This window comes from Kribbella sp. NPDC000426 (assembly GCF_040300265.1).
Classification (GTDB): Bacteria; Actinomycetota; Actinomycetes; order Propionibacteriales; family Kribbellaceae; genus Kribbella.
This window is the reverse complement of the sequence record NZ_JBEPDK010000005.1, coordinates 641,765-664,504: the sequence shown is the minus strand read 5'-3', so window position 1 is coordinate 664,504 and position 22,740 is coordinate 641,765. Positions and strand designations below refer to the sequence as shown.

The window sequence follows — 22,740 nt, the reverse complement described above, 5'->3', positions numbered from 1 at the left end:
ATGGCAGACATGGAGAGAGCCGGTAGCCCGAGTCCGTTGCAGCTGGTCAAGCGGGCCCTGCCCGAGCTGAACGGCGCGATGCAACGGGTCGCCGAGCACATCCTGGCGAACCCGGACGAGGTCGCGCGCGGATCGATCACCAAGCTGGCCGAGGTCGCCGGGACCTCGGCCGCGACCGTCACGCGCCTGTCGACGCATCTCGGGTACGCCGGGTACCCCGCGCTCCGGGCCGCGCTGGCGATGGAGGTCGGCCGCGGGCTGGAGGCCGGGTGGGCGAGCGATATCGGCATGGCGATCGGGCCGGCCGATCCGCCCGAGCAGGTGCTGAACGTGCTCGCGTCCACCCAGGCGAATGCGCTGCGCAACGCGCTGGCCGCGATCGACCTCGCCGCGGCGACCCGGGTCGCGGACGCGATCGCGGGCGCCCGCCGTACGCATATCTATGGCGAATGGGGTGACGCCGTCCCGGCCCGGGAGCTCTACATCCGGTTGCTGCGGATCGGGATCCCGGTGTGGTTCTTCGACGGACCGCAGTCCTCGCAGATCGGCGCCGGCCTGCTCGGCGCCGGGGACGTGGCCCTGACTGTCACCCGTTCGGGGACCGATCCGACGACGCTGGAGTTCGTCCGCCGGGCGCACGACGAGGGCGCGTTGACGGTCGCGATCACCGGGATGGTCGACTCGCCGATCGCGCGGCTGGCCGACGTCACCTTCGACACCGGTACGCCGAACGGCGCCAACTGGACCGAGTTCTTCGCCGGCCGCGCGAGCGACGTCCTGACGGCCGGCCTGCTGTTCGTGCTGGTCGCGCAGCGGGTGCCCGATCACCTCACCGCCAATCACCCGAACGGGCCGGGCCAGCCCGTCGTCCGTCCGGACACCGATCTCCATCCCGACACCTTCGTCAATCCTGATACCTGAGAGGTCTCTGTATGCAGCAGCTCGAGGTCCAGACCGATCTGACCGTCGTCGGCGGCGGTCTCGCCGGGATCTGCGCGGCGATCGGCGCCGCGCGGCAGGGGAGCACCGTCGCGCTGGTGCAGAACCGGCCGGTGCTCGGCGGCAACTCGTCCAGCGAGGTGCGGGTGTGGGTGTGCGGGGCGACCGCGCACGGCGTCCAGAGCTTCGCCCGCGAGACCGGGATCATGGGCGAGCTGTTCGTCGAGAACCAGTACCAGAACCCGCTCGGGAACCCGTACTACTGGGATCTCGTGCTGCTCGAGGCCGTCCGCGCCGAGCCGCTGATCACGCTCTACCTCAACACCGATGTCCGTTCGATCGACGCGGCCGACGGCGAGATCCGCTCGGTGACCGGGTGGCAGATGGGGTCGGAGAAGGAGATCCGGTTCGTCAGCCCGGCGTACGTCGACTGCTCGGGTGACGGGCTCGTCGGGCTACTGGCCGGCGCGGACTTCCGGACCGGGCGCGAGCCGCGATCGGAGTACGACGAGTCGTGGGCGCCGCTCGTACCGGACTCGAACACGCTCGGCAGCACGATCCTCTTCTACAGCAAGGACGCGGGGGAGCCGGTGCGGTTCGTGCCGCCGTCGTTCGCGAAGGACGTGACCGAGACGGCGATCCCGGACCGCCGGGTGATCCGGACCGATATGAACGGCTGCGCGTTCTGGTGGATCGAGTGGGGCGGCTCGCTCGACGTCGTCGACGACAACGAGGCGATCCGGGACGAGCTGCAGGCGGTTGTGTACGGGATCTGGGACTACATCAAGAACTCCGGGCGGTTCGACGCGGACAACCTGACGCTGGAGTGGATCGGGTCGGTGCCAGGCAAGCGCGAGTACCGGCGGTTCCTCGGCGATCATGTCCTGACCCAGCAGGACGTCCTCGAACAGACGGTGTTCGAGGACCGCGTGGCCTTCGGCGGTTGGTCGATCGACCTGCACCCGCCCGGCGGGGTCTACGCGGCCGAGCGCGGGTCGAAGCACTGGCATCCGGACGGGAACTACCACATCCCGTTGCGGTCGCTGTACTCGCGGAACGTGCGCAACCTGTGGATGGCCGGCCGCAACATCAGCGCGAGTCACGTAGCGTTCGGTACGACGCGGGTGATGGCGACGTGTGCGCTGCTCGGCGAGGCGGCCGGGATCGGCGCTTCTGTTGCCCTGCGCAACGGTCTGTCGCCGCGGGAGCTGGCCGGCTCGCGTTTCGACCTGGTGAAGCATGCACTGACCCGCGCGGACTCGTCGGTCCTCGGTGTGGTCGACGACGATCCAGAGAACCTTGCGCTGTCTGCTTCGGTGCGCGCTTCGTCGAGTCTGACCCGCCCGACGGTCGAGGTGTCGTCCGGCACGCTGCCGCTGACTGACGATCTCGGCATGGTCATCCCGGTCGACCCGGCGCTGGACGGTTTCGAGCTGCTCGTCGACTCCGCCGGCGGGTCGTTGACCGTCGAGCTGCATGATCCGGTCAAGCCGCAGAACTACCTGCCCGCGGCACTCGTCGACTCCTGCACGATCGACGTACCCGCCGGCGAGAAGCGCTGGATCCAGGTGCCGCTGTCATGGCACCCGTCTGCCCCGGCCAACGCCTTCGTCGTACTGCGGAAGACGCCGGACATCTCCGTCCACACAGCGTCGACCGCGCTACCGGGCACGGTGCATTTCGCCCATCGCGAGCCTGGTCCGGATGAGCAGTGGACCGAGCAGTTCCGTGCGTGGAAGCACATCCTGCCCCGCGGTGGGTTGTGCATCCGGCTCGGCGAGACCGCGGCGTACGCGCCCTCGAAGGTGGTCGGCGGCTACTCGCGCCCTTACGGCGGGCCCAACCTCTGGGTCTCCGAAGACCTCGCGTGGGACCCGAACCCGTGGCTCGAACTCAGCTGGCCCGAGCCGGTCGAACTCGCGGAGGTCGTCGTCATCCTTGACGCCGACGTCCAGGAAGACCTCATCAACCTCCACCACCACCGCACCCCCTTCGAGTCCCTGCCCACCCTCCTCGCCGACTACACCCTCGAATCCCGCGACGGCCCTGACGTCCCGTGGGAACCCATCGCCACCGTCACCGCCAACCATCACCGCACCCAACACCACCCGCTGGAAGCGACGAGGCGAGTGACTGACCTCCGCCTGACCGCACACCGCACCAACGGAGCCTCCCGCGCTCACGTCGTCTCGATTCGCGCCTACGGTCAGTAGCGCCATTCGAGTTCGTGCTCCTGCATCCAGCGGGTGAGGGGGTCGGCGGCTCGGCGAGGGATGGTTGCTCCGGTCAGGAGGTCGACCAGGACCTGGGCGGGGGCGGCGAGGCGGAGGCCGGTGGAGGTCTTGCGGGAGCGGGTGAAGACGACGTCGGTGGTCGGCTCGGCGAGGACGACCAATCGGGTCTTGCTTGGGATCAGGTCCCAGGCGGTTGCGGCTGCCTGGGCGTCTGGCGTGTAGATGACTGTGCGGCCGGTGAGGGTTTCCGGGGACCAGTGTCGGGCTGCGGCCGTGCCGGTCACAGCGTGGCGGATCGAGGATGTGGGGATTCGGTCGAGGAACTGGTCGGTTCCGAGGTTCGGGCGCCAGTAGGTGTGCTGGTTGGTCTGGGCGAAGCGGAAGTCCCGGCTCCAGCGGCGGACCAGGGCGAGCCAGCTGGGGACGGTGACTACTCCCGGCGCTCGGCGTTCGACCAGGTCGTCTTGGTCGAGGGCGTCGATGATGCGGCGTACCGATGGGGCCGGCACGCCGCTGGTGGCTACCAGATCGTGGGTTGTCCACAGGCTGCGGAAGTCCAGGAGGGCTCGGATGACGTGGGCGGCCGCGTCCCCGGCGTACGGGCTGGTGGCGTTCATCCGCCGGTCCCGTCACGTGATACCTGAATGCCCAGCGGGACGGTCGCGTACGTCGTCCACTCGTACTGATTGTGGTCGCGGTTGAGCTCGATCAGCGTGACGTCGGTCAACTCGGTCGTGGCGACACCGCCGCCGAGTGCCTTCACGACCTTCTCGAGCGGCTCGGCCGGGGCGACCTGGTTCCAGTAGCCCAGCGAGATGTGCGGATCGAGCTCCGGCAGGGCGGGCACGGAGTCGCGGCCCCATACGTCGGTGATCGCGGCGCGCAGCTGGGCGCGGAGGCGGCGCATCCGGTCGACAGGCTCCACCGGCAGCTGCAGGCTCTCGACATCCACGACGGCCGAGCCGAGCTTGAGCTCGAACGGCCGGAAGTGCTCGAGCCGTCGGCGCGTGGCTTCGATGATGAGGTCGAGATCCGCCCGCGGCACCTTGTCGGTGAACCCGACTCCCTGCACCGTGAGATGCAGCCATCGCACCGGGACCGGGGTGATCCCGGGCAGTGAGTCGACCAGGTGCTGGTACGCCGCATGCACGTCCGTCACCACGGAGTCTTCCGGAAAGACGACATGCCAGGTGTAGAACGATCGCCCGGGCCGCCAGTTGGGGCGCCAGTACCAGTGATCGCGGACGTCCTTGATCATGTCTGGTCCTCTTTCCTCCGTGCCGGGAGCTGGGTGAACTCGGCGATGCGCGCGCGGAGCATCCGCGCCTTCGGCGTGCGGGCATACGGCGAGGTGAGCGCCGCGACCTCGGCAAGGCGATGAATCAGCGGGCGGACGCGGTACTCCATCGGCAGCTCGAGCACCGGCTCGACGGCCTCGATCGCACCGTCGAGCTGGCCCAGGAGCAGTCGCGCTTTCGCCTGCTGCAGGCGGGCCATGCGTTCCGATCCGGGGTTCCGCAGCACGTACGGCGCTGCCTCGAAGAGCGCGACGCTGTGATCGGCGTGGTTCGACGTGTGCTCCGGCTGGCCGAAGGCGAGGTAGGTGTCCGCCCACAGGCCCTCGGCGCGTTCCGGCGTACAGAGCAGGAGGCCGCCCGGCTCGGAATCGGCCTGGCGCACGGACAGCTGTTGGGCGAGGTCGAGCATGTCGCGGGCTTTGTCGGGTTGGCCGGCGCGGGCGTTGTCGACCGACGCTGCGCTGGCCAGGAAGAGTCGTGAGGTGCCGGCGGAGTACCGCAGTCCGTCCTCGGCGTACGTCGCGGCGCGGGCGAAGTCCTCCTGCCAGAAGGCGGCCGTGTGTTGGGTCGCGCGGATCCAGCCGCGCAGTACGTCGTGGTCCGCGGCCTCGGCGCAGGCCCACGCGGTGCGCGTGTGGCTCTCGGCGATGTCGGGGCGGCCGAGGTCGACCGACATCCAGGCGAGCATCGTGATCGCCCAGCCGGCGGCGGAGTACAGGTCGCGGGACTGGCGGGGGGACTGGTTGCCGGCGAGGAGCCCGAAGGCGCGGTCGCGGATCGCGCGGCTCTTGGCGAACAACGGCCTGGTCGGCGTGCGGAGGTAGGACTGCGCGATGCGCTCGATGTCCGCCTGGAGTTGCTCGACGGTGAGCTCGCCGACGTTCGACTCCTCGGCGAACGACAACAGGGCGATGGACTCGTCGCTCGCGTGGATAAGGTCGTCGTCGTGGCCGACCATCGAGGGCGGTGTCGGCTCCGGCTCGGTGACGGCGATACCGGATGGCGGGAAGAACCCGAGTTCGTTGTCGGCGGCAACATCGAGGACGTGACGCAGACCGGAGCGATAGGCGGCGCCGGGCCAGCGGACGGCGCCGCGTTCCAGCTTGGCGATGTAGTGGCCGTCGAGCTCGTACTTGACCTCGGTCGTGTCCCAGAGCCAGGCGCAGATCGCGTCGGCGAGCTCGGCCCGGGACATGTGTTCGCCCGGCGCGCGGCGCGACGGTGTGCGCTCCCGCGCGCCGCGCAACATCTCGTTGGGCTCTGACATGGCGGTAACTGTAAGACGCCGAACACCCTCTGCGACCACGAAATCGGGCCTTGTGGATGATCTGCCCCGCGATGCCCCGAGCTGCCCCGAAAACGCTGCTGGGAAAGGGTTTTGGCCGCAATCACGGACCGCTTCGTGGCCGTAAATCGGCGCCGCCCGGCCGGGTGAAGCCTCGCCGTCGTGCTTGCTGAGCGTGAGCACGGCGGGGCATCGCGGGGCAACCCGGGGCAGATAGGGGCAGCCCCTCCGTCCGGGGTCCGCAGCGCTTAGGGTTGTCAGGTGGTTGAGGAAGCCGTTACTACCTTGCGGGCCGAGCTGGAGCTGTTCGGGCGGGCTGAGGAAGGGTTCGCGCTGCTCGAGGTGTTTCTGGACGTGGCTCGGCTGCGGCTGGGCGCGGTCGTGCTGGATCCGGTCGGGCTGCGGCTGCCGGACGAGATGACCGACGACCGCGCCGTGGTCCAGAAGCTGATCGACGAGATCGACCGGGAACCCCGCGGTACGGCGCGCGTGCCCGAGCGTGAGTTCGACATGGAGGACGAGCAGGCGCGCTGGGACTACGTGCGGCTCGCGTACAGCTCCAGCCAGGCAACGGTGTGGAGCCGTCGCCACCGGACGACGTACTTCGAGGCGTCCGGGCAGCGCAGAGCGACGTACTGGCTGCCGGACAGCCTGAAGACCGACTACTTCGAGGCGCTGAGCTCGCGCGGCTGGGCCATCCCGCCCGACTGGCTCACCGCGGTCGCCAAGCGCCCGAAGCCATGGTGGAAACGCGGCGGGCGCTAACCAAGGGGACGCTAGCCAAGGGCGGGCAGGCGGGTCAGGGCTTCGGCGACTGCTGATTGGATCTCGGCGTCGTCCCAGTTGCGATCCGTCATCGCGTCGGACAGGTACGCGTCGTACGCCGCGAGGTCCAGGTGGCCGTGGCCGCAGAGGGCGGTGAGGATGACCTTCTCCTCGCCGGACTCCTTGCAGCGTTGGGCTTCCTCGATGGCGGCGGCGAGGGCGTGCGTGGGCTCGGGGGCCGGGACGATGCCTTCGGTGCGGGCGAACTGGATGCCTGCGGCGAAGCACTCGGACTGCGGTTTGGCGACGGCCTCGATCTCGCCGGACTCGTACAGGTGACTGATCAGCGGGCTCATCCCGTGGTACCGCAGGCCGCCGGCGTGGATCGGGTCGGGGATGAAGTCGTGGCCGAGCGTGTGCATCTTCATCAGCGGTGTCATGCCGAGGGTGTCACCGAAGTCGTACGCATACGTGCCCTGCGTGAGTGACGGGCAGGCCGCGGGCTCGACCGCGCGGACCACCGGTGACATCCGGCCCGCCCACTTCTCCCGCAGGAACGGGAACGCCAGGCCGCCGAAGTTCGAACCGCCGCCCGTGCAGCCGACCAGCAGATCGGGGGTCTCGCCGACCATCGCGAGCTGGATCAGCGCTTCCTCGCCGATGATCGTCTGGTGCAGCAGCACGTGGTTGAGCACCGAGCCGAGCGCGTAGTGCACCTCGGGATCCTGGACCGCGGCCTCGACCGCTTCGCTGATCGCGATCCCCAGCGAGCCGGTGGAATCGGGGTGCTCGGCAAGGATCTTCCGCCCGGCCTCCGTCAGCTCTGACGGACTCGGATGCACGGTCGCGCCGAAGACCTGCATCATCGTCCGCCGGTACGGCTTCTGGTCGTACGACGCGCGCACCTGCCAGACCTCGCACTCCAGGTCGTACTGCGCGCAGGCGAACGCCAGCGCCGTCCCCCACTGGCCCGCGCCGGTCTCGGTGGTGAGCTTCCGCACGCCGGACTTCGCGTTGTAGTACGCCTGCGGGACGGCGGTGTTGGGCTTGTGTGATCCCGCCGGGGAGACGCCTTCGTACTTGTAGTAGATGCGTGCCGGTGTGTCGAGCGCCTTCTCCAGCCGATGCGCGCGGTACAGCGGGCTGGGTCGCCACAGCCGGTAGACGTCGAGGACCTCGCCCGGGATATCGACATACTGCTCCGGTGAGACCTCTTGCATGATCAGGTCCATCGGGAACAGTGGCGCCAGATCGTCCGGCCCGATCGGTTGCCCCGTCCCCGGATGCAGCACCGGCGGCGGGGGCGTCGGCAGATCGTGCAGCACGTTGTACCACCGGGTGGGCATTTCGTCTTCTGGCAGCAGGATCTTCGTCGGCGTCATGCCAGCAAAGTTAGGCCTGCCCAATTCCCCAGGCAACGACCTGAACCGGAACTCTCCGCGCACTTAATTTGCACTCGTCAACCGTTCGACCGTGCCGTCGGCCTGCACGCGGTAGACCACGTCGGACGGCTGCCGCGTCCCGAGCGCATCCGGTACGCCGAGTTGCCGCAGCAGCATCCGCCCGATCATCTCGTGCGACACGAGCAACGGCCGCCGTACGCCGCGCCGCGCGACCTCAGCCAGCGCCCGACCGGCCCGCACATCTCCGTCCGCGTAGCTCTCGCCGGAGGGAAAACGGAACTCGTACTTGTCCCGCTCACGAACGCCACGCTGCCCCGGCCAGCCCGCGTCGATCTCCAGGGACGTCAGACCCGACCACAACCCGTGATCGATCTCAGCGAGCTCGTCGAGCACCGTCACGCCCAAACCAAGCGTCGATCCGATGATCGAAGCAGTCCGTTCCGCCCGCTCGAGTGGGCTGGCGAAGGCCGCATCGATGCCCTCATCGGACAGCAATACGGCGTTCTGACCAGCTTGTTGCAGGCCGAGATCCGTGAGTGGTGAATCCAAGCGGCCTTGGCGGCGGCCCGCGACGTTCCACTCTGTCTGGCCGTGCCGGGCGAGGTAGATGGTCAGACCGGGACAGTCGCCGGGGTGCCTAGCCATTGGTCTATCTCGGTGAGGAGGGACTGCTGGGTTTCGGGCGGCGCGGTGGAGGCCAGGACCGAGCTCCGGGCCAGGTCGGCCAGTTCGGCGTCGGTGAAGCCGTGGACCGTGCGCGCGGTTTCGTACTGTTCGGCCAGACGGGAGCCGAAGAGCAGGGGGTCGTCGGCTCCGAGGGCGATCCGGGCGCCGGCCTCGTAGAGGTAGCGGAGGGGAACGTCTTCAGGCCGGCGGTAAACACCCAGCGAGACGTTGGAGGCGGGGCAGACCTCGAGGGCGATCTGGGCGTCGACCACGCGCTTCAACAGGTCGGGGTCCTCGACGGAACGTACGCCGTGACCGATGCGGCCGGCGCCCAACTCGTCCAGGCAGGTCCGCACCGTGGCCGGACCACACAGCTCGCCGCCGTGCGGTGCGGCCAGGAGCCCGGCGTGGTGGGCGATACGGAAGGCCGGAGCGAACTCCGACGTCGTACCGCGCCGCTCGTCGTTGGACAGGCCGAACCCGACCACCCCGCGACCGACGTACTGCGATGCCAACCGCGCCAGCGTCCGTGCATCCAGCGGATGACGGGTCCGGTTGGCGGCGATGATCACCTGGACGGAGATACCCGTCGACTCCGATGCATCGCGCGCGGCGTCCAGCACCAGGTCCGTGAACTCGGTGATCCCGTGGAACCGGTTCGCGTACCCGGACGGGTCGACCTGGATCTCCAGCCAGCGGGATCCGTCGGCGCGGTCGTCCTCGGCCGCCTCACGGACCAGACGGCGTACGTCGTCCTCCGTCCGCAGCACCGAACGGGCGATGTCGTACAACCGCTGGAACCGGAACCAGCCGCGCTCGTCGGCCGCCGACAGCTCCGGCGGCCAGTCCGTCCGCAGTGCGTCCGGTAGCCGGACCCCGTGCTTGTCCGCCAGCTCGACCAGCGTCAGGTGCCGCATCGACCCGGAGAAGTGCAGATGCAGGTGTGTTTTCGGCAGCACCCGCAGATCCCGCTGCGTCATTACCGAAGGTTACCGAGGCCCTACCCGCCCGGCGAAATCCAGGTGCTAACCGAGCAGCTTGGCGATCCGGCTCAGCCCCTCGGCCAGGTCGTCGTCGCCGAGCGCGTAGGACAGCCGCAGGTACCCCGGCGCGCCGAAGGCCTCACCTGGCACGACAGCCACCTCGACCTCGTCCAGGATCAGATCGGCCAGCTCCGCCGACGTGGAAGCCGTCCGCCCGTTGATCTGCTTGCCGAGCACGCCCTTCACCGACGGGTACGCGTAGAACGCGCCAGTCGGCTCCGGGCACTCGACGCCGGGGATCTCGTTGAGCATCCGGACCATGGTCCGACGGCGCCGGTCGAACGCCTTCTTCATCTCGTCGACCGCACTCAGGTCGCCCGACACCGCGGCGAGCGCGGCCCGCTGGGCGACGTTGCAGACGTTCGACGTCTGGTGTGACTGCAGGTTGGTCGCGGCCTTGATCACGTCCGACGGACCGATCATCCAGCCGACCCGCCAGCCGGTCATCGCGTACGTCTTGGCGACCCCATTCAGCACGACCGTCTTGTCAGCCAGCTCAGGCACGACGACCGGGATCGAGGTCGACCGGGCATCGCCGTACGTCAGGTGCTCGTAGATCTCGTCGGTGATCACCCACAGGTCGTGCTCGAGCGCCCAGCGGCCGATCGCCTCGACCGTCTCAGGGCTGTCGACGGCGCCCGTCGGGTTCGAGGGCGAGCAGAACAGCAGCGCCTTGGTCCGCGGGGTCCGGGCCGCCTCGAGCTGCTCGACCGTGACGGAGTAGTTCTGCGACTCGTCCGCGAACACCTCGACCGGCACACCGCCTGCCAGCCGGATCGTCTCCGGGTACGTCGTCCAGTACGGCGCCGGCAGCAGCACCTCGTCACCCGGGTCCAGCAGCGTGGCGAACGCGTTGTACACCGCGTGCTTGCCGCCGTTCGTGACCAGGACCTGGGCCGGCTCGATCTCGTAGCCGGAGTCCCGCTTGGTCTTGGCCGCGATCGCCTGCTTCAGCTCGGGCAGGCCGCCGGCCGGACTGTACCGGTGGTTCTTGGGATCCCGGGCCGCCTCGACCGCTGCTTCCACGATGTAGTCCGGCGTCGGGAAGTCCGGCTCGCCCGCGCCGAACCCGATCACCGGGCGCCCGGCCGCCTTGAGTGCCTTGGCCTTGGCGTCGACCGCCAGCGTCGCCGATTCACTGATGGCGCCGATCCGCGCCGAGATCCTGGAACCCATGGCCTCCATCCTGGCATCAGGCCAGACGGCGACGCGCGGCGGTTTCACGGACCGGTTGCCGGGAACACGCGGGGGGTGTGGTCCGTTGGGACCGGTTGGAGGCTGTATGGTTCTGGTCGCGGTGCGGCGCCCGGGTAAGGGGTCGTTCGGGTAGAGCCTCAGTTCGACCAGGTGGCTCGGACCCCGTACACTCTTCTAGTCCGGGCGTTGGTGGCCCTGATCCGGCATGCCTGAGATCAGGTCCGACGCGGCGTCCGGATGGATTGCAGAGGGCACTAGCTCAACTGGCAGAGCATCGGTCTCCAAAACCGAAGGTTGGGGGTTCAAGTCCCTCGTGCCCTGCAAATCCTGACCGGCGCAGGGCCGGTCAGGCCGCCGCTAGCGAAAGAGGTAGGTCGTGACGGAGACGCGCACCCCGGCACCGTCCGGCGCCGGCAAGCCTGCGGAAGGCAAGCAGCGCCGTGGACTGGTGCGCTTCTACCGCGAGGTGGTCGCCGAGCTCCGCAAGGTCGTCTGGCCGACCCGCAAGCAGCTCTCCACCTACTTCGTGGTCGTGCTGACCTTCGTGGTGTTCGTCATCGCGATCGTCTCGGTCCTCGACCTCGCCTTCGGCTGGGCGATGTTCAAGATCTTCGGCTGAGGTTCGCCGAACGACCCACCGCAGGCACCCGGGCCCCGGCCCGACCCGAAGCAGACAAGCCCCGATCCAGATGACGGAGTACGACGTGTCCGAGCGCGACGACGAGGTCCTCGACTACGAGGACGAGTTCGACGTATCCGACTCCGACGACGACCTCGAGTTCGACGAGAACGCCACCGACGACGACCTGTTCGGTGACGACGATGACGACGACGACCCGTTCGCGGACCTCGACGACGATGACGACGACGAGGACAGCGACGGAGACGACGACCAGGTCGAGAGCGAGTACTCCGCCGACGACGAGGCGGAGGAGTCGCCGGCCGACGCCGACACCTCCGACGACGAGCCGGTCGTGGTCGTCCCGGCCGACGACGAGGCCGAGGACGCCGAGGTGGTGACCTCCGACGACGTCGAGGACGCCGCCGAGGAGCTGGCCGACGAGACTGCCGAGACCGCGCCGCTGACCACCGCCGAGCAGCCCGCCGCTGCCGACGAGGTGGTCTTCTCCAGCGGTGCGGCCGACGACGACGCCGACGACGACGCGCTGGCCGTGGCCGCCGCCGCTGCGGAGGCCGACGACGAGGCCGAGGACGCCGAGGAGGCGGAGCCGGAGGAGCCGGGCGACCCGCTCGAGGAGCTCCGCAGCCGGCTGCGTTCGCAGATCGGCGACTGGTACGTCGTCCACACGTACTCAGGGATGGAGAACCGGGTCAAGGGCAACCTGGAGAACCGGATCAACTCCCTGAACATGGAGGACTACATCTTCGAGATCATCGTGCCGACCGAAGAGGTCGCCGAGATCAAGAACGGTCAGCGCCGGATGGTCAAGCGCACCGTCCTCCCCGGCTACGTGCTGGTCCGGATGGACCTCACCGACGAGTCCTGGTCGACCGTGCGGCACACGCCGTCGGTGACCGGTTTCGTCGGGAACAGCCAGAAGCCGGTCCCGCTCAGCCTCGAAGAGGTTGAGAAGATGCTCGCTCCGGCCGTCGTGGCGGCGGCCGAGGCGGCGGCAGCCGAAGCCGGCGCCGCACCCGCCAAGACCGCGGCCAAGAAGAAGGTCGAGGTCGCCGACTTCGGTGTCGGAGACTCGGTCATGGTGGTCGACGGGCCGTTCGCGACCCTGCACGCCACAGTCACGGAGATCAATGCCGAGGCCCAGCGGATCAAGGCCCTGGTGGAGATCTTCGGCCGGGAGACCCCGGTGGAACTCAGCTTCAACCAGATCCAGAAAGTCTAAGGACCCGACAGAATGCCTCCCAAGAAGAAGATCGCTGCCCTGGTCAAGGTGCAGCTCCAGGCCGGTGCCGCGACGCCGGCCCCGCCGGTCGGTACCGCGCTCGGTCCGCACGGCGTCAACATCATGGAGTTCTGCAAGGCGTACAACGCCCAGACCGAATCCATGCGCGGCAACGTCGTACCGGTCGAGATCACGATCTACGAAGACCGGACCTTCACCTTCATCACCAAGACGCCGCCGGCGCCCGAGATGATCAAGAAGGCCGCCGGGCTGCAGAAGGGCTCCGCCGTTCCGCAGCGCGACAAGGTCGGCAAGATCACCAAGGACCAGGTCCGCGAGATCGCCACCACCAAGATGCCGGATCTGAACGCGCGCGACATCGACGCCGCGATGAAGATCATCGAGGGTACGGCGCGCTCCATGGGCGTCGTCGTCGACGGCTGACCACACCCCGAATCATTGAAGTAGTGGCAGGGCGAAGCGCCGCCCGGAGACCACATCCCGGAGAGGAACAGTAGTTATGGCACAGCGCAGCAAGGCTTACCGCGCCGCCGCGGAGAAGATCGACTTCGATCACCTGTACACGCCGCTCGAGGCGATCCGGCTGGCCAAGGAGGCCGCCGGCAGCAAGAAGTTCAACTCGACCGTGGACGTCGCGATGCGTCTCGGGGTCGACCCTCGCAAGGCCGACCAGATGGTGCGCGGCACCGTCAACCTTCCGCACGGTACTGGCAAGACGGCACGGGTCCTCGTCTTCGCCACCGGTGAGAAGGCCGAGCAGGCGAAGGCCGCCGGCGCCGACTTCGTCGGCGACGACGACATGATCAAGAAGGTGACCGACGGCTGGCTCGACTTCGACGCCGTCGTCGCGACCCCTGACCTGATGGGCAAGGTCGGCCGCCTCGGCCGGGTCCTCGGCCCGCGTGGTCTGATGCCGAACCCGAAGACCGGCACGGTCACCCCGGATGTGACGAAGGCTGTCAACGACATCAAGGGCGGCAAGATCGAGTTCCGGGTCGACCGGCACGCGAACCTGCACTTCATCATCGGCAAGGCGTCGTTCGACGAGGCCCAGCTGGTGGAGAACTACAGCGCCGCGCTGGACGAGATCCTCCGGCTCAAGCCGGCCAGCTCGAAGGGTCGCTACATCAAGAAGACGGTCTTCTCGACCACGATGGGACCGGGCGTCCAGGTTGACCCCAACCTGTCCCGCAACCTCACCGAGGAGTCCGTCGAGGCCTGAGCCTCACCCTCTTCACCCAGAAAGCCCCCGGGTCTCCCGGGGGTTTTCTCATGTTCAGGCTCGGGTGAGGCGGAGGGGGTGGTCGGCGGTCTGGACGGTCCAGCCGTTGTCGTGGCGCTCGAGGATGGTGCCGGGGGTGGCGGAGCTGGGGAGGTCGGTCGGGTCGGTGCGGATGATGAGGTGGGTCGTGCCGTCCAGCTCGGCCAGCGCGCTGGGAGCTGTGACGTTGAGGGCGGCGCATTTGCGGCGGATGACGCGGGACGGCTCGGTCAGATCCAGGACCCGTTCGGCATCGGTGAAGAACGGCGCTTCGGAGGCCAGGGCGGGATCCTGCGGCTCGCCGGGATCACCGGCCACCAGCCGCGGTACGGCCTCGGCCAGGCATTGGCGCAGCAGGGTTCCCCAGGACTGCATCAGCCCGGTGCCGTTGAGATCGTCCGGCAGCGGCGTGATGCGCTGGGCGAGGATCGCGCCGGTGTCGAACTCTGACGCGGTCCGGTGCACCGTTGCCCCGACTCGCTCGTCGCCTTCGTAGATCAGTCGCTGCGGGGTCGGTCCGCGTCCGGCGGGCAGCGGCGACGGGTGGCAGTTGATCGCGCCGTACTTCGGGATCTCGAGGATCTCGTCCGGTATCAGCCGGGGGAACGCGGCAGAGATGACCACGTCCGGCCGGAGCGCGGCGATCACCGGGGCGGCGACGGCGCGGAGCTTGCGGGTGATCAGCACGTTCGTCTGGTCCGGCAGGCCGGCGACCATCGGATCGGCGGCGCCGTACCGGCCGGTCTCGGGCAGTGTCACCACCAGCACCAGCTCATGCCCGTGCTGTTCGGCGAACTCGTGGACGAGCCGGAAGCCGGGCAGGAACGCGTTCAGGCCAACGATCCGCAACGTCATTTCTTGAGGGTGACAAGGTCAGGGGTCAGCGACGACGGCGTCGGCTGGCCGACCAGGCTCAGGGTGTGCTCGAGCTCTTCGCCGAGCTCGGTGAGCAGCCGGGTGACACCGGCGGACGAATCGACAGTCAGTGCCCACAGCGCGGGCCGGCCGACGAAGACGGCTCGGGCGCCGAGGGCCAGGGCGGCGAGGATGTGTTCGCCGCGACGGATCCCGCCGTCGACGTACAGCTCGACGCCGGTTCCGGCCACAGCCTCGGCGACCTCGGGCATGGCCTGGGCGGTCGGGATCGAGGCATCGAGCTGGCGGCCGCCGTGGTTCGAGACGATGATTCCGGCGGCGCCCGCGTCCACGCAGCGTTTCGCGTCGTCGCCGCGGAGCACACCCTTCACGACCACCGGCAGGCCGGTTCGGTCGGCGAGCCAGCCGATCACGTCGGGGTTCAGGTCGTCGGCCTTGTCGAGGTCGTCGTCGCTCCACTCGCCGTCGGGCAGATTGGCCAGGAACTGCCCGGGTTGCGCCAGGTCCCAGACCGTATCGCCGTCGTCCTCCTTGCGGCCGACCACCGGGGTGTCGACGGTCAGTACGACGGCACGCGCGCCGGCCTGGACCGCGGCGTCGAGCATCCGCCGGGTGATCTCGCGGTTCCGCAGGATGTAGATCTGCAGCCACCACGGCACCCCGGTCGCGCCGAGCTCGGCGAAGCTCGTGCCCGCGTTGCTGGAGATCCCGAGCAGCGATCTCGCCGCGCCGACGCCGCGCGCCATCGCGAGCTCACCGTCCGGGTCGGCCATCCGGTGCATCGTCGACGGCGAGACCAGGACCGGCGCGTCGACGGGTACGCCGAGCACTGTCGTCCGCAGATCGATCGCGGAGACGTCGTTCAGCACATGCGGGCGGAACCGGTACGCCGACCACGCGTCGGTTGCCTCGGCGACGCTGACGCCACCGGCCGAGCCCTGCCGGAAGTAGCGGTGCACGGCCTCCGGCAGCTTCTCGGCGGCCGCAGCTTCCAGAGTGTCGATCCATCGCATGCGGCCCATCGTCGCACTCGCCGCGGCCGGGGCGGGGCGAATTTCGCGGGCGAGGCTGGTGTGCGCCGGGTACAGTTGACGGTATGACGCAGTACGGGCGGCGATTTCTGCGCCCCGGCCGGCACGACGGTGCCGACGGGGTGAGCTGCTGCTGCGCTCTCTCCTGAGGTGACCGCGGCCGACCGGGGTGGACCCCCGTCGAGACCGTCATCCTGGAGAGAAACTCATGTCTGTCCTCACTGCTGAAGAACTGCACGCTGCCCTGGCGCTCCGCGACCTCACCGACCCCGCCCAGGGACCACACGCCGTCCAGCTGGTCGTCGATTCGATCCGTACGGCACTGGGCGCGGCCTGGCCGTACACCGAGATCTGGACGCGCCGCGACCATCCCGTCGTACCGCTGGCCGACAACTACGACAACCTCGGGTACGCGACCGACGCGGTGACCCGCGAGGCCCGGTACACGCGCTACGTCTCGGACTCCGAAGTACTGCGAAGTCACACGTCCGCGATGATCCCGCCCGCGCTCCGCGAGCTGGCGACGTCGGAGGCATCCGATGTGCTGATGATCTGCGCGGGCATCTGCTACCGCCGCGACTCGGTCGACTGGCAGCACACCGGGACCCCGCACCAGCTCGACCTGTGGCGGGTCAGTCGCAACGTCACGCTGGGGGAGCCGGAGCTGGAGGAGATGATCGCCCGGCTGGTCGACACGATCCTCCCCGGTCAGACCTATCGCACTGTGCCGGCGGTGCACCCGTACACGATCCACGGCCGTCAGATCGATGTGCTGCTGGACGATCAGTGGATCGAGATCGGTGAGTGCGGGGTGGCGGCGCCGCACGTCCTGCGCATGGCCGGGCTGGACGAGAGCTGGACCGGGCTCGCGATGGGACCTGGTCTCGACCGGCTGATGATGCTGCGCAAGGGCATCCGGGACATCCGCCTGCTCAGGTCGACGGAGCCGCGGGTGGCGAACCAGATGCTGGATCTCTCGCCGTACAAGCCGGTCTCGTCGATGCCGCCGGTACGACGCGACCTGTCGGTCGTGGTCGGCGCGTCAGCGGATGTATCGGCGGAGGTCCTCGGTGACAAGGTCCGCGCTGCGCTCGGCCCGGACGCCGATGCCGCGGAGTCGCTGGAGGTGCTGGGCGAAACGTCGTACGACGACTTGCCGACGGCCGCCCGCGAACGCCTCCAGCTGACACCGGGTCAACGCAATCTGCTGGTCAGGCTGGTACTGAGGCCGGTGGACCGTACGCTCACCGACGCGGAGGCCAACTCCCTGCGGGACAAGGTGTACCGGGCGCTGCACGAAGGGCCGGTGATGGAGCTCATCGCCTCTTGAGTTCGCGGGCCGCGACCACGAACGCGCACACGGCCAGGGGCAGCTCCAGCAGCAGAGCCTCGGTCAGCGAGAGGGTGCGGTCGAAGCCGGCCGACGCAGTACTCACGTCGAACCAGGCGTCGGCCGTCAGCAGCGTCCCGGCGGCCATCGCGGTCAGAGCGGCGTACCTGTTGCGCTTGTGCAGCAGGTACGCCGTGAGGCCCGCAGCGACCGCGGTACCGCAGTCGAGCCCGATCCAGGTCAGCTTCCAGTGGCCGGCCTGGTAGGTGCTCGGCAGCGTGGCCGCGAGGATCAGGCACCACGGAAGCAGCACTGCCGCGACTCCGGCGGCAACCAGCGCGGCCAGACCTTGAGGCGAGCGGCGTGGACGGATCCGGCCGTCCAGGCGGCCCTCCGCGATGTAGTCCTCAAGGGCGTCGGCCACACGGTCGTCGATCGCGTCGCCCAGCGTGCCGTCCAAGGTGTCGGAAGACCTGTTTGCGAGTGTCGTCGTCATGTCTTCGAGCATCCCGGCGGCGGCCGCCCGGCACAGTCCGGTCAGCCCACGAACGGGGGTGGGGATAACCCCCGGCCGGTTCCGTGGGCTGTCCTCCTGCCGGCCGTCCGTGCCGACGACGTAGGTTGTGACGGCAAGCAGGCGCTGACACGGGGAGGTGGTCCGGATGACGGTTGCTGCGAACCCGGTTCCCCGGGCTCCGTGGCGGCTGTGGCGTTCGCCGTACTTGTGGTTGGCAACGATCCATCTGCTCGGCGACGCGGTGGTCGTGCTGACCTCCGGGCTGCTGGTGCTGTTCACTGTTGCGGTCGCTTTGCTGGCCTGGCCGCTCGCGTACATCGGGATCCCGCTGAGCGTCGGCGCAAACCGATTCGTTTACACCGTGGCCGGCTGGGAGCTGGCCCGGGCCCGGATCACCCGCGGGCAGCAGATCCAGCCGTTGGTCCCGCCGCTGCCGACCGGTTCGCGGATCACCGACGCCCGGCAGGCGATCACCGACCAGGGACTCTGGCGCCAGTTCCTGTACTACGTCCTGCTGTTGCCGCTGGCAATCACCTGGGTCATGCTGATCGTGGTCGCCTGGTCGATCCCGCCGGTGCTGATCGTGCTGCCGGCGTACTACTCGCAGTTCGCTGCCGCGCAGGCGCAGCTCGGGCCGTTCGTGATCGACACGGTCACGAAGGCGTCGGTGGTGGCAGCGATCGCGGCGCTGTTCCTGCTGCTGGCGTCGCCCTGGCTGATCCGCGCGGCGTCGGCCCTGGATGCGGAGCTCGCGCGGTCGCTGCTCGGCCGGTCCGAGACCGGCGCGCTGGCCGAGCGCGTCTCCCAGTTGGTGACGAGCCGGCAGCAGGTGGTCGACTCGGTCGAGGCCGAGCGGCGCCGGATGGAGCGCGACCTGCACGACGGCGCGCAGCAGCGGCTCGTCTCGCTGGCGATGACGCTCGGCCGGGCGAAGAACCGGCTGGGCGACAAGGAGCCCGACGTACGCACGCTGATCGAGGAGGCTCACTCGGAGGCAATGCAGGCGATCGCCGAGATCCGTGATCTCACGAGAGGATTGCATCCGCCGGTGCTGACCGACCGTGGGCTGGATGCGGCGCTGTCGGCGGTGGCGGCCCGCTCGCCGGTGCCGGTCCGGCTGAGTGTCGACGTACAGCCCCGGCCGTCGCTGACGCTCGAGTCGATCGCGTACTTCGTGGTGACGGAGGCGCTGGCCAACGTGGCCAAGCATGCTCAAGCGGCACAAGCGGAGGTGCAGGTGACACGGGCCGGCGACGTACTGCGGGTCGAGGTGCGCGACGACGGGCAGGGTGGTGCCGATCCGGCCAAAGGCAGCGGGTTGCGCGGACTGGCGGACCGGGTGGCCGGTGTGGACGGACGTCTCACGGTGGACAGCCCGCTCGGTGGCGGGACCACGCTGATCGCGGAGGTGCCTTGTGGTTCATGACACCGTGGCTGAGCTTCGGGTGGTGATCGCCGAGGACTCGGTGCTGCTGCGTGAAGGCATCGTGCGGTTGCTGGAGGAGCAGGACTGCACGGTGGTCGCGGCGGTCGGGGACGGCGACGCGCTCCTGAAAGCGGTCGAGGCGCATCGGCCCGACGTGTGCGTAGTCGACGTACGGATGCCGCCGACGTTCACCGACGAAGGGCTGCGGGCGGCGTTGGTGATCCGCGAGCAGTACGCGGATGTCGGCGTACTGGTGTTGTCGCAGTACGTCGAGGAGCGGTATGCGAGCGAGCTGATCGGTGGGAACCCAGGTGGTGTCGGGTACCTGCTGAAGGACCGGGTTGCCGACGTGGATCAGTTCATCGACGGACTGCGCCGGGTCGCCGGTGGTGGCGCCGCGCTGGACCCGGAGGTGATCTCGCAGCTGCTGGTCCGTTCGCGGCGCGCGGATCCGCTGGCGGTGCTGAGCCCGCGGGAACAGGACGTTCTCCGGGCGATGGCCGAGGGCAAGTCGAACGGCGGGATCGCGCAGGCGCTGGTGGTCGGTGAAGGCGCCGTGGAGAAGCACATCAGCAACATCTTCCTGAAGCTCAACCTCACGCCGACCGACGGCGAGCACCGCCGGGTGCTGGCTGTCCTCAAGTTCCTGGGCACGTGATGACGAGCGCACAGCGCAGGATGCTGATCATCGGACTGGTTCCGTTGCTGGTCCTTGTCATCGCTGCTGCCGCAGTGACGGTGTCGGTGATCCGCGGCAAGCTGCCGTACAGCTACTCGGCCGCGTTCGCGCCGGGTGCCGACGGGGCGAAGATCACGGCCGACGTGCCGACCGAGGTGCTGGCCAGCGTCGACGGCAAGGTGCATGTGAGCGTCGACGGGACGTATGCCGCGGCGATGCCGGACGTGAAGGTGTCGACGGTCGGCGGTCAGCTGCTCGTCGAGACCAGGTGTCCGGATTTGCACTGCTCGGTGGACCTGACGGTGGAGGTCCCAGCGGCCGAGGCGGTCCAGGCGAAGGTCGACACGGCCTCGATCAACGTGGTCGGCGTCTCGTCGCCGCTGAACCTGGCGGTCAGTGACGGGTCAGTCGATCTGGTCCGGGCGCGGAGTCCTCGGGTGTCGGTGGACGTCCAGCGCGGTTCGGCCACCTTGGGCTTCGACAGCGCACCCGACCAGGTGTCGGCGACCACGAGCGATGGATCTCTGACGGTCCTGGTGCCGCAGACCGCGACGTACGCGATCGACGCGGTCGCCGCACAGGGCTCCACCGACCTCCACGTGCCGAACGATCCCAGTGCCACCCGCCACCTCCACCTGCGGTCCAGCTACGGCAGCATCACCGTGCAGTAGCTACAGGGCAGCGCAGAAGGTCTTGGCCTTGGTGGTGATCGACGACCAGTTGGCGGCGGCCACGTCGGCAGGCGAGACGACATCCGTGCCCGCGCTGACCGCCAGCGCGCCGGCGGCGAGGAAGTCGTGGGCGTTCGTGGCGTTGACGCCGCCGGACGGGATCAGTGGTACGCCGGGGAACGGGCCGTTCAGGTCCTTGAAGTACTTCGGGCCGAGCTGGTGCGCCGGGAAGATCTTCACCGCGGCCGAGCCGAGCGCGAGCGCGGTCATCACCTCGGACGGGGTGAATGCTCCTAGTACGACGGGGATCCCCGCGGCGCGCGCTGCCTCGGCGACGGCGGCGGCCTCGGGGCCCTGGCCTGGCGTGACGAGGAACTGGGCGCCCGCGTTGATCGCCTGAGTTGCCTGGTCCGCGGTCTGTACGGTGCCGGCGCCGACCACTGCCCCGGTCTCGGCGGCGGTGGACGCGGCGCGCTCCAGGTGCCGCGGGAGGTCAGGGGTGGTGTAGGTGAGCTCGACGACATGGATGCCGCCGGCAACCAGTGCGGCGCACAGGTCGCGGGCGTCGGAGATCTCCGGGGCGCGGACGACGGTCAGCACCCGGTCGGCTCGAAGCAGCTCCACGGTGTTCACGACAAGTTCCTCTCAGCTGGTGGTACGGCGAATGGCGCGGCCGGGGCGGGCGGTCGTTCGGTGTGAGTCGTCGATGACGGGAACGCCGTTGACGAACACGTACGGGATGCCCTCGGCCTGCTGGCGTGGCTCGGGGAAGGTCGCGGCGTCGCGCACAGCACCGGGATCGAAGAGCACCAGGTCGGCGGCGTACCCCTCGCGGACGAAGCCCCGGTCGGGCAGCCGGAGGCGGCGCGCCGGGCGGCCGGTCAGGTGGTGGATGCAGTCGGCGAGCTCGAGTACTCCGAGCTCGCGGACGTAGTGCGCGAGGTACCGCGGGAACGTGCCCCACGAACGCGGGTGCGGTTTGCCGCCGACCAGGATCCCGTCCGAGCCGCCGGTGTGCGACGGGTGCCGCATGATCGCGCGGACGTTCTCCTCGTGGCCGACGTGCTGCAGGATCGACGTGGCGAGATCGTCGCCGACCAGCAGGTCGAAGAAGATGTCGGCGGCGGGAGTGCCGGAGCGCTTGGAGAGCTCGGCGACGGTGTGGCCGACGGCGTCGGACAGCAACGGGTTGCGGACGCCGCCGATCTCGATCGTGTCCCACTCGACGACGCAGCCGTGACAGCCGTCCGAGCCGACCTGCTCCAGCTCGTAGGTGATCTTCGACCGGGCCGCCGGATCCTGCAGCCTGGCCAGCAACGCGTCCGGCCCGCCCTCGGCGGTCCAGCTCGGCAGGATCGCGGACAGAGTGGTTGCCCCAGGCAAATACGGATAGGTGTCGGTGGTGAGGTCGATCCCGGCGGCGAGCGCCTCGTCGATCATCGCGACCAGCTCGACCCCGCGGCCGGCGTTCGGGGCGAAGTTCATCACCGCGTGCGTGAGGTGTAGCGCGCACCCGGAACGACGGGCCACCTCGACCATCTCGGCGTACGCCTCGAGCGCGCCCTTGCCGTACGAGCGCTGATGCGGTGCGTAGTACCCGCCGTACTGCGCGACGACCTCGCACAGCTCGACGAGCTCGTCGGTGCTCGCGAACATGCCAGGCGTGTACGTCAGCCCGCTGCTCATCCCGACCGCGCCGTCGCGCATTCCGTCGGTGAGCAGTTGCTTCATCGTCGCAAGCTCTGCGGGGGTTGCCGGACGGTTGGAGGTGCCAACGACCATCATCCGTAGCGTGCCCTGCGGGACCAGGTACGCCGCGTTGCAGGCGATGCCCTCGTCGAGACGGTCGAGGTACCCGGCGACGGTCGACCAGCTGAAGTCGAAGTCGTCCGGTTCACCGTTCCAGCCGGCGATCTGACGTCGTACGACGGCCCGCGTCGGATCGTCGATCGGGGCGAACGAGAGCCCGTCCTGGCCGAGCACCTCGAGCGTGACGCCCTGGCTGACCTTGGCGGTGTGGTCGGGGTTGACCAGGATCTGCAGGTCGGAGTGCGAGTGCATGTCGATGAACCCGGGCGACAGCACCAGCCCGTCGGCATCGATCGTCCGGTCCGCGGCCGGCAGGTCGTTGCCGATGGCCACGATCCGCCCGGCGTCGACCGCGACGTCGGCGTGGTACCCGGGCGATCCGGAGCCGTCGATGACCAGCGCCCCCGTGATGGCTAGATCGGTCATC

Annotated in this window: 23 protein-coding genes and 1 tRNA gene; 12 read left to right on the top strand and 12 right to left on the bottom strand. The window is 69.1% G+C overall.

What is annotated here, in order from left to right; genetic code table 11:
* On the top strand, window positions 1-921 hold the full coding sequence (locus ABT313_RS27380) for a MurR/RpiR family transcriptional regulator (RefSeq protein WP_350859684.1): 921 nt from the start codon (window positions 1-3) through the stop codon (window positions 919-921).
* Between the two features lie 11 nt (window positions 922-932).
* Complete coding sequence (locus ABT313_RS27375; protein WP_350859682.1) at window positions 933-3,152, top strand: FAD-dependent oxidoreductase; 2,220 nt, start codon at window positions 933-935, stop codon at window positions 3,150-3,152.
* Here ABT313_RS27375 and ABT313_RS27370 read toward each other — a convergent pair.
* The 3 genes from ABT313_RS27370 to ABT313_RS27360 are packed head-to-tail and all read right to left on the bottom strand — an operon-like array spanning window position 3,146 to window position 5,738.
* Entirely contained in the window at window positions 3,146-3,790 is a 645-nt protein-coding gene (locus ABT313_RS27370) for a hypothetical protein (RefSeq protein ID WP_350859679.1), read from the bottom strand. The two genes, ABT313_RS27375 and ABT313_RS27370, sit on opposite strands and share 7 nt — an antisense overlap.
* Window positions 3,787-4,431 (bottom strand): 2'-5' RNA ligase family protein, encoded by a 645-nt coding sequence (locus ABT313_RS27365; protein ID WP_350859676.1) that lies wholly within the window; start codon window positions 4,429-4,431, stop codon window positions 3,787-3,789. The genes ABT313_RS27370 and ABT313_RS27365 overlap by 4 nt, the downstream gene beginning before the upstream one ends.
* A complete protein-coding gene (locus ABT313_RS27360) occupies window positions 4,428-5,738 on the bottom strand; it encodes an NsdA family TPR-like regulatory protein (RefSeq protein ID WP_350859674.1) in 1,311 nt (436 codons plus the stop codon). Before ABT313_RS27360 ends, ABT313_RS27365 begins: the two co-directional genes overlap by 4 nt.
* A gap of 279 nt (window positions 5,739-6,017) precedes the next feature.
* Between ABT313_RS27360 and ABT313_RS27355 the strand changes: the two genes are divergently transcribed.
* On the top strand, window positions 6,018-6,521 hold the full coding sequence (locus ABT313_RS27355; RefSeq protein WP_350859671.1) for a hypothetical protein: 504 nt from the start codon (window positions 6,018-6,020) through the stop codon (window positions 6,519-6,521).
* A gap of 11 nt (window positions 6,522-6,532) precedes the next feature.
* On the opposite strand, the gene ABT313_RS27350 is transcribed toward ABT313_RS27355, so the two are convergent.
* From ABT313_RS27350 to ABT313_RS27335, 4 genes are all read right to left on the bottom strand, one after another.
* Window positions 6,533-7,903: a TrpB-like pyridoxal phosphate-dependent enzyme gene (locus tag ABT313_RS27350; protein ID WP_350859668.1), complete on the bottom strand. Its 1,371-nt coding sequence runs from the start codon at window positions 7,901-7,903 to the stop codon at window positions 6,533-6,535.
* A gap of 63 nt (window positions 7,904-7,966) precedes the next feature.
* On the bottom strand, window positions 7,967-8,569 hold the full coding sequence (locus tag ABT313_RS27345) for a histidine phosphatase family protein (RefSeq protein WP_350859665.1): 603 nt from the start codon (window positions 8,567-8,569) through the stop codon (window positions 7,967-7,969).
* Window positions 8,536-9,570, bottom strand: a complete 1,035-nt coding sequence (locus ABT313_RS27340) for an adenosine deaminase (RefSeq protein ID WP_350859662.1) — start codon at window positions 9,568-9,570, stop codon at window positions 8,536-8,538. The genes ABT313_RS27345 and ABT313_RS27340 overlap by 34 nt, the downstream gene beginning before the upstream one ends.
* A 45-nt stretch (window positions 9,571-9,615) precedes the next feature.
* On the bottom strand, window positions 9,616-10,809 hold the full coding sequence (locus ABT313_RS27335) for a pyridoxal phosphate-dependent aminotransferase (protein WP_350859659.1): 1,194 nt from the start codon (window positions 10,807-10,809) through the stop codon (window positions 9,616-9,618).
* A 269-nt stretch (window positions 10,810-11,078) separates the two neighbouring features.
* Between ABT313_RS27335 and ABT313_RS27330 the strand changes: the two genes are divergently transcribed.
* From ABT313_RS27330 to rplA, 5 genes are all read left to right on the top strand, one after another.
* Window positions 11,079-11,151 (top strand) — tRNA-Trp (locus ABT313_RS27330).
* A gap of 55 nt (window positions 11,152-11,206) precedes the next feature.
* On the top strand, window positions 11,207-11,449 hold the full coding sequence (secE, locus tag ABT313_RS27325) for a preprotein translocase subunit SecE (protein ID WP_134107100.1): 243 nt from the start codon (window positions 11,207-11,209) through the stop codon (window positions 11,447-11,449).
* A 355-nt stretch (window positions 11,450-11,804) separates the two neighbouring features.
* Window positions 11,805-12,692, top strand: coding sequence for a transcription termination/antitermination protein NusG (nusG, locus tag ABT313_RS27320; protein ID WP_502884028.1), 888 nt, complete (start codon window positions 11,805-11,807; stop codon window positions 12,690-12,692).
* A 12-nt stretch (window positions 12,693-12,704) separates the two neighbouring features.
* Complete coding sequence (rplK, locus tag ABT313_RS27315; protein ID WP_350859656.1) at window positions 12,705-13,136, top strand: 50S ribosomal protein L11; 432 nt, start codon at window positions 12,705-12,707, stop codon at window positions 13,134-13,136.
* A 76-nt stretch (window positions 13,137-13,212) separates the two neighbouring features.
* Window positions 13,213-13,935: a 50S ribosomal protein L1 gene (gene rplA / locus ABT313_RS27310; protein WP_350859653.1), complete on the top strand. Its 723-nt coding sequence runs from the start codon at window positions 13,213-13,215 to the stop codon at window positions 13,933-13,935.
* Window positions 13,936-13,989: 54 nt separating this feature from the next.
* Here the strand turns inward: rplA and ABT313_RS27305 are convergent, their stop codons facing one another.
* Together ABT313_RS27305 and ABT313_RS27300 are read right to left on the bottom strand one after the other, a co-directional pair.
* Window positions 13,990-14,829: a methionyl-tRNA formyltransferase gene (locus tag ABT313_RS27305; protein ID WP_350859650.1), complete on the bottom strand. Its 840-nt coding sequence runs from the start codon at window positions 14,827-14,829 to the stop codon at window positions 13,990-13,992.
* Window positions 14,826-15,863: an alpha-hydroxy acid oxidase gene (locus ABT313_RS27300; protein WP_350859647.1), complete on the bottom strand. Its 1,038-nt coding sequence runs from the start codon at window positions 15,861-15,863 to the stop codon at window positions 14,826-14,828. Before ABT313_RS27300 ends, ABT313_RS27305 begins: the two co-directional genes overlap by 4 nt.
* A gap of 226 nt (window positions 15,864-16,089) precedes the next feature.
* Here ABT313_RS27300 and srmL point away from each other — a divergent pair, with 226 nt between their 5' ends.
* Complete coding sequence (srmL, locus tag ABT313_RS27295; protein WP_350859644.1) at window positions 16,090-17,211, top strand: PheS-related mystery ligase SrmL; 1,122 nt, start codon at window positions 16,090-16,092, stop codon at window positions 17,209-17,211.
* Here the strand turns inward: srmL and ABT313_RS27290 are convergent.
* On the bottom strand, window positions 17,198-17,707 hold the full coding sequence (locus ABT313_RS27290) for a hypothetical protein (protein ID WP_350859642.1): 510 nt from the start codon (window positions 17,705-17,707) through the stop codon (window positions 17,198-17,200). The genes srmL and ABT313_RS27290 overlap by 14 nt on opposite strands.
* Before the next feature lie 166 nt (window positions 17,708-17,873).
* Between ABT313_RS27290 and ABT313_RS27285 the strand changes: the two genes are divergently transcribed.
* The 3 genes from ABT313_RS27285 to ABT313_RS27275 are packed head-to-tail and all read left to right on the top strand — an operon-like array spanning window position 17,874 to window position 20,504.
* Window positions 17,874-19,154, top strand: coding sequence for a sensor histidine kinase (locus ABT313_RS27285; RefSeq protein ID WP_350859640.1), 1,281 nt, complete (start codon window positions 17,874-17,876; stop codon window positions 19,152-19,154).
* A 4-nt stretch (window positions 19,155-19,158) separates the two neighbouring features.
* On the top strand, window positions 19,159-19,812 hold the full coding sequence (locus ABT313_RS27280) for a response regulator transcription factor (RefSeq protein ID WP_350859637.1): 654 nt from the start codon (window positions 19,159-19,161) through the stop codon (window positions 19,810-19,812).
* The gene (locus ABT313_RS27275) at window positions 19,812-20,504 is read left to right on the top strand and encodes a DUF4097 family beta strand repeat-containing protein (protein ID WP_350859635.1); all 693 of its coding nucleotides are present in this window, start codon (window positions 19,812-19,814) and stop codon (window positions 20,502-20,504) included. The genes ABT313_RS27280 and ABT313_RS27275 overlap by 1 nt, the downstream gene beginning before the upstream one ends.
* Here the strand turns inward: ABT313_RS27275 and ABT313_RS27270 are convergent, their stop codons facing one another.
* A complete protein-coding gene (locus tag ABT313_RS27270; RefSeq protein WP_350859632.1) occupies window positions 20,505-21,137 on the bottom strand; it encodes a bifunctional 4-hydroxy-2-oxoglutarate aldolase/2-dehydro-3-deoxy-phosphogluconate aldolase in 633 nt (210 codons plus the stop codon).
* A gap of 12 nt (window positions 21,138-21,149) precedes the next feature.
* Window positions 21,150-22,739, bottom strand: coding sequence for an N-acyl-D-amino-acid deacylase family protein (locus ABT313_RS27265; RefSeq protein ID WP_350859629.1), 1,590 nt, complete (start codon window positions 22,737-22,739; stop codon window positions 21,150-21,152).
* Window position 22,740: the final 1 nt, after the last annotated feature.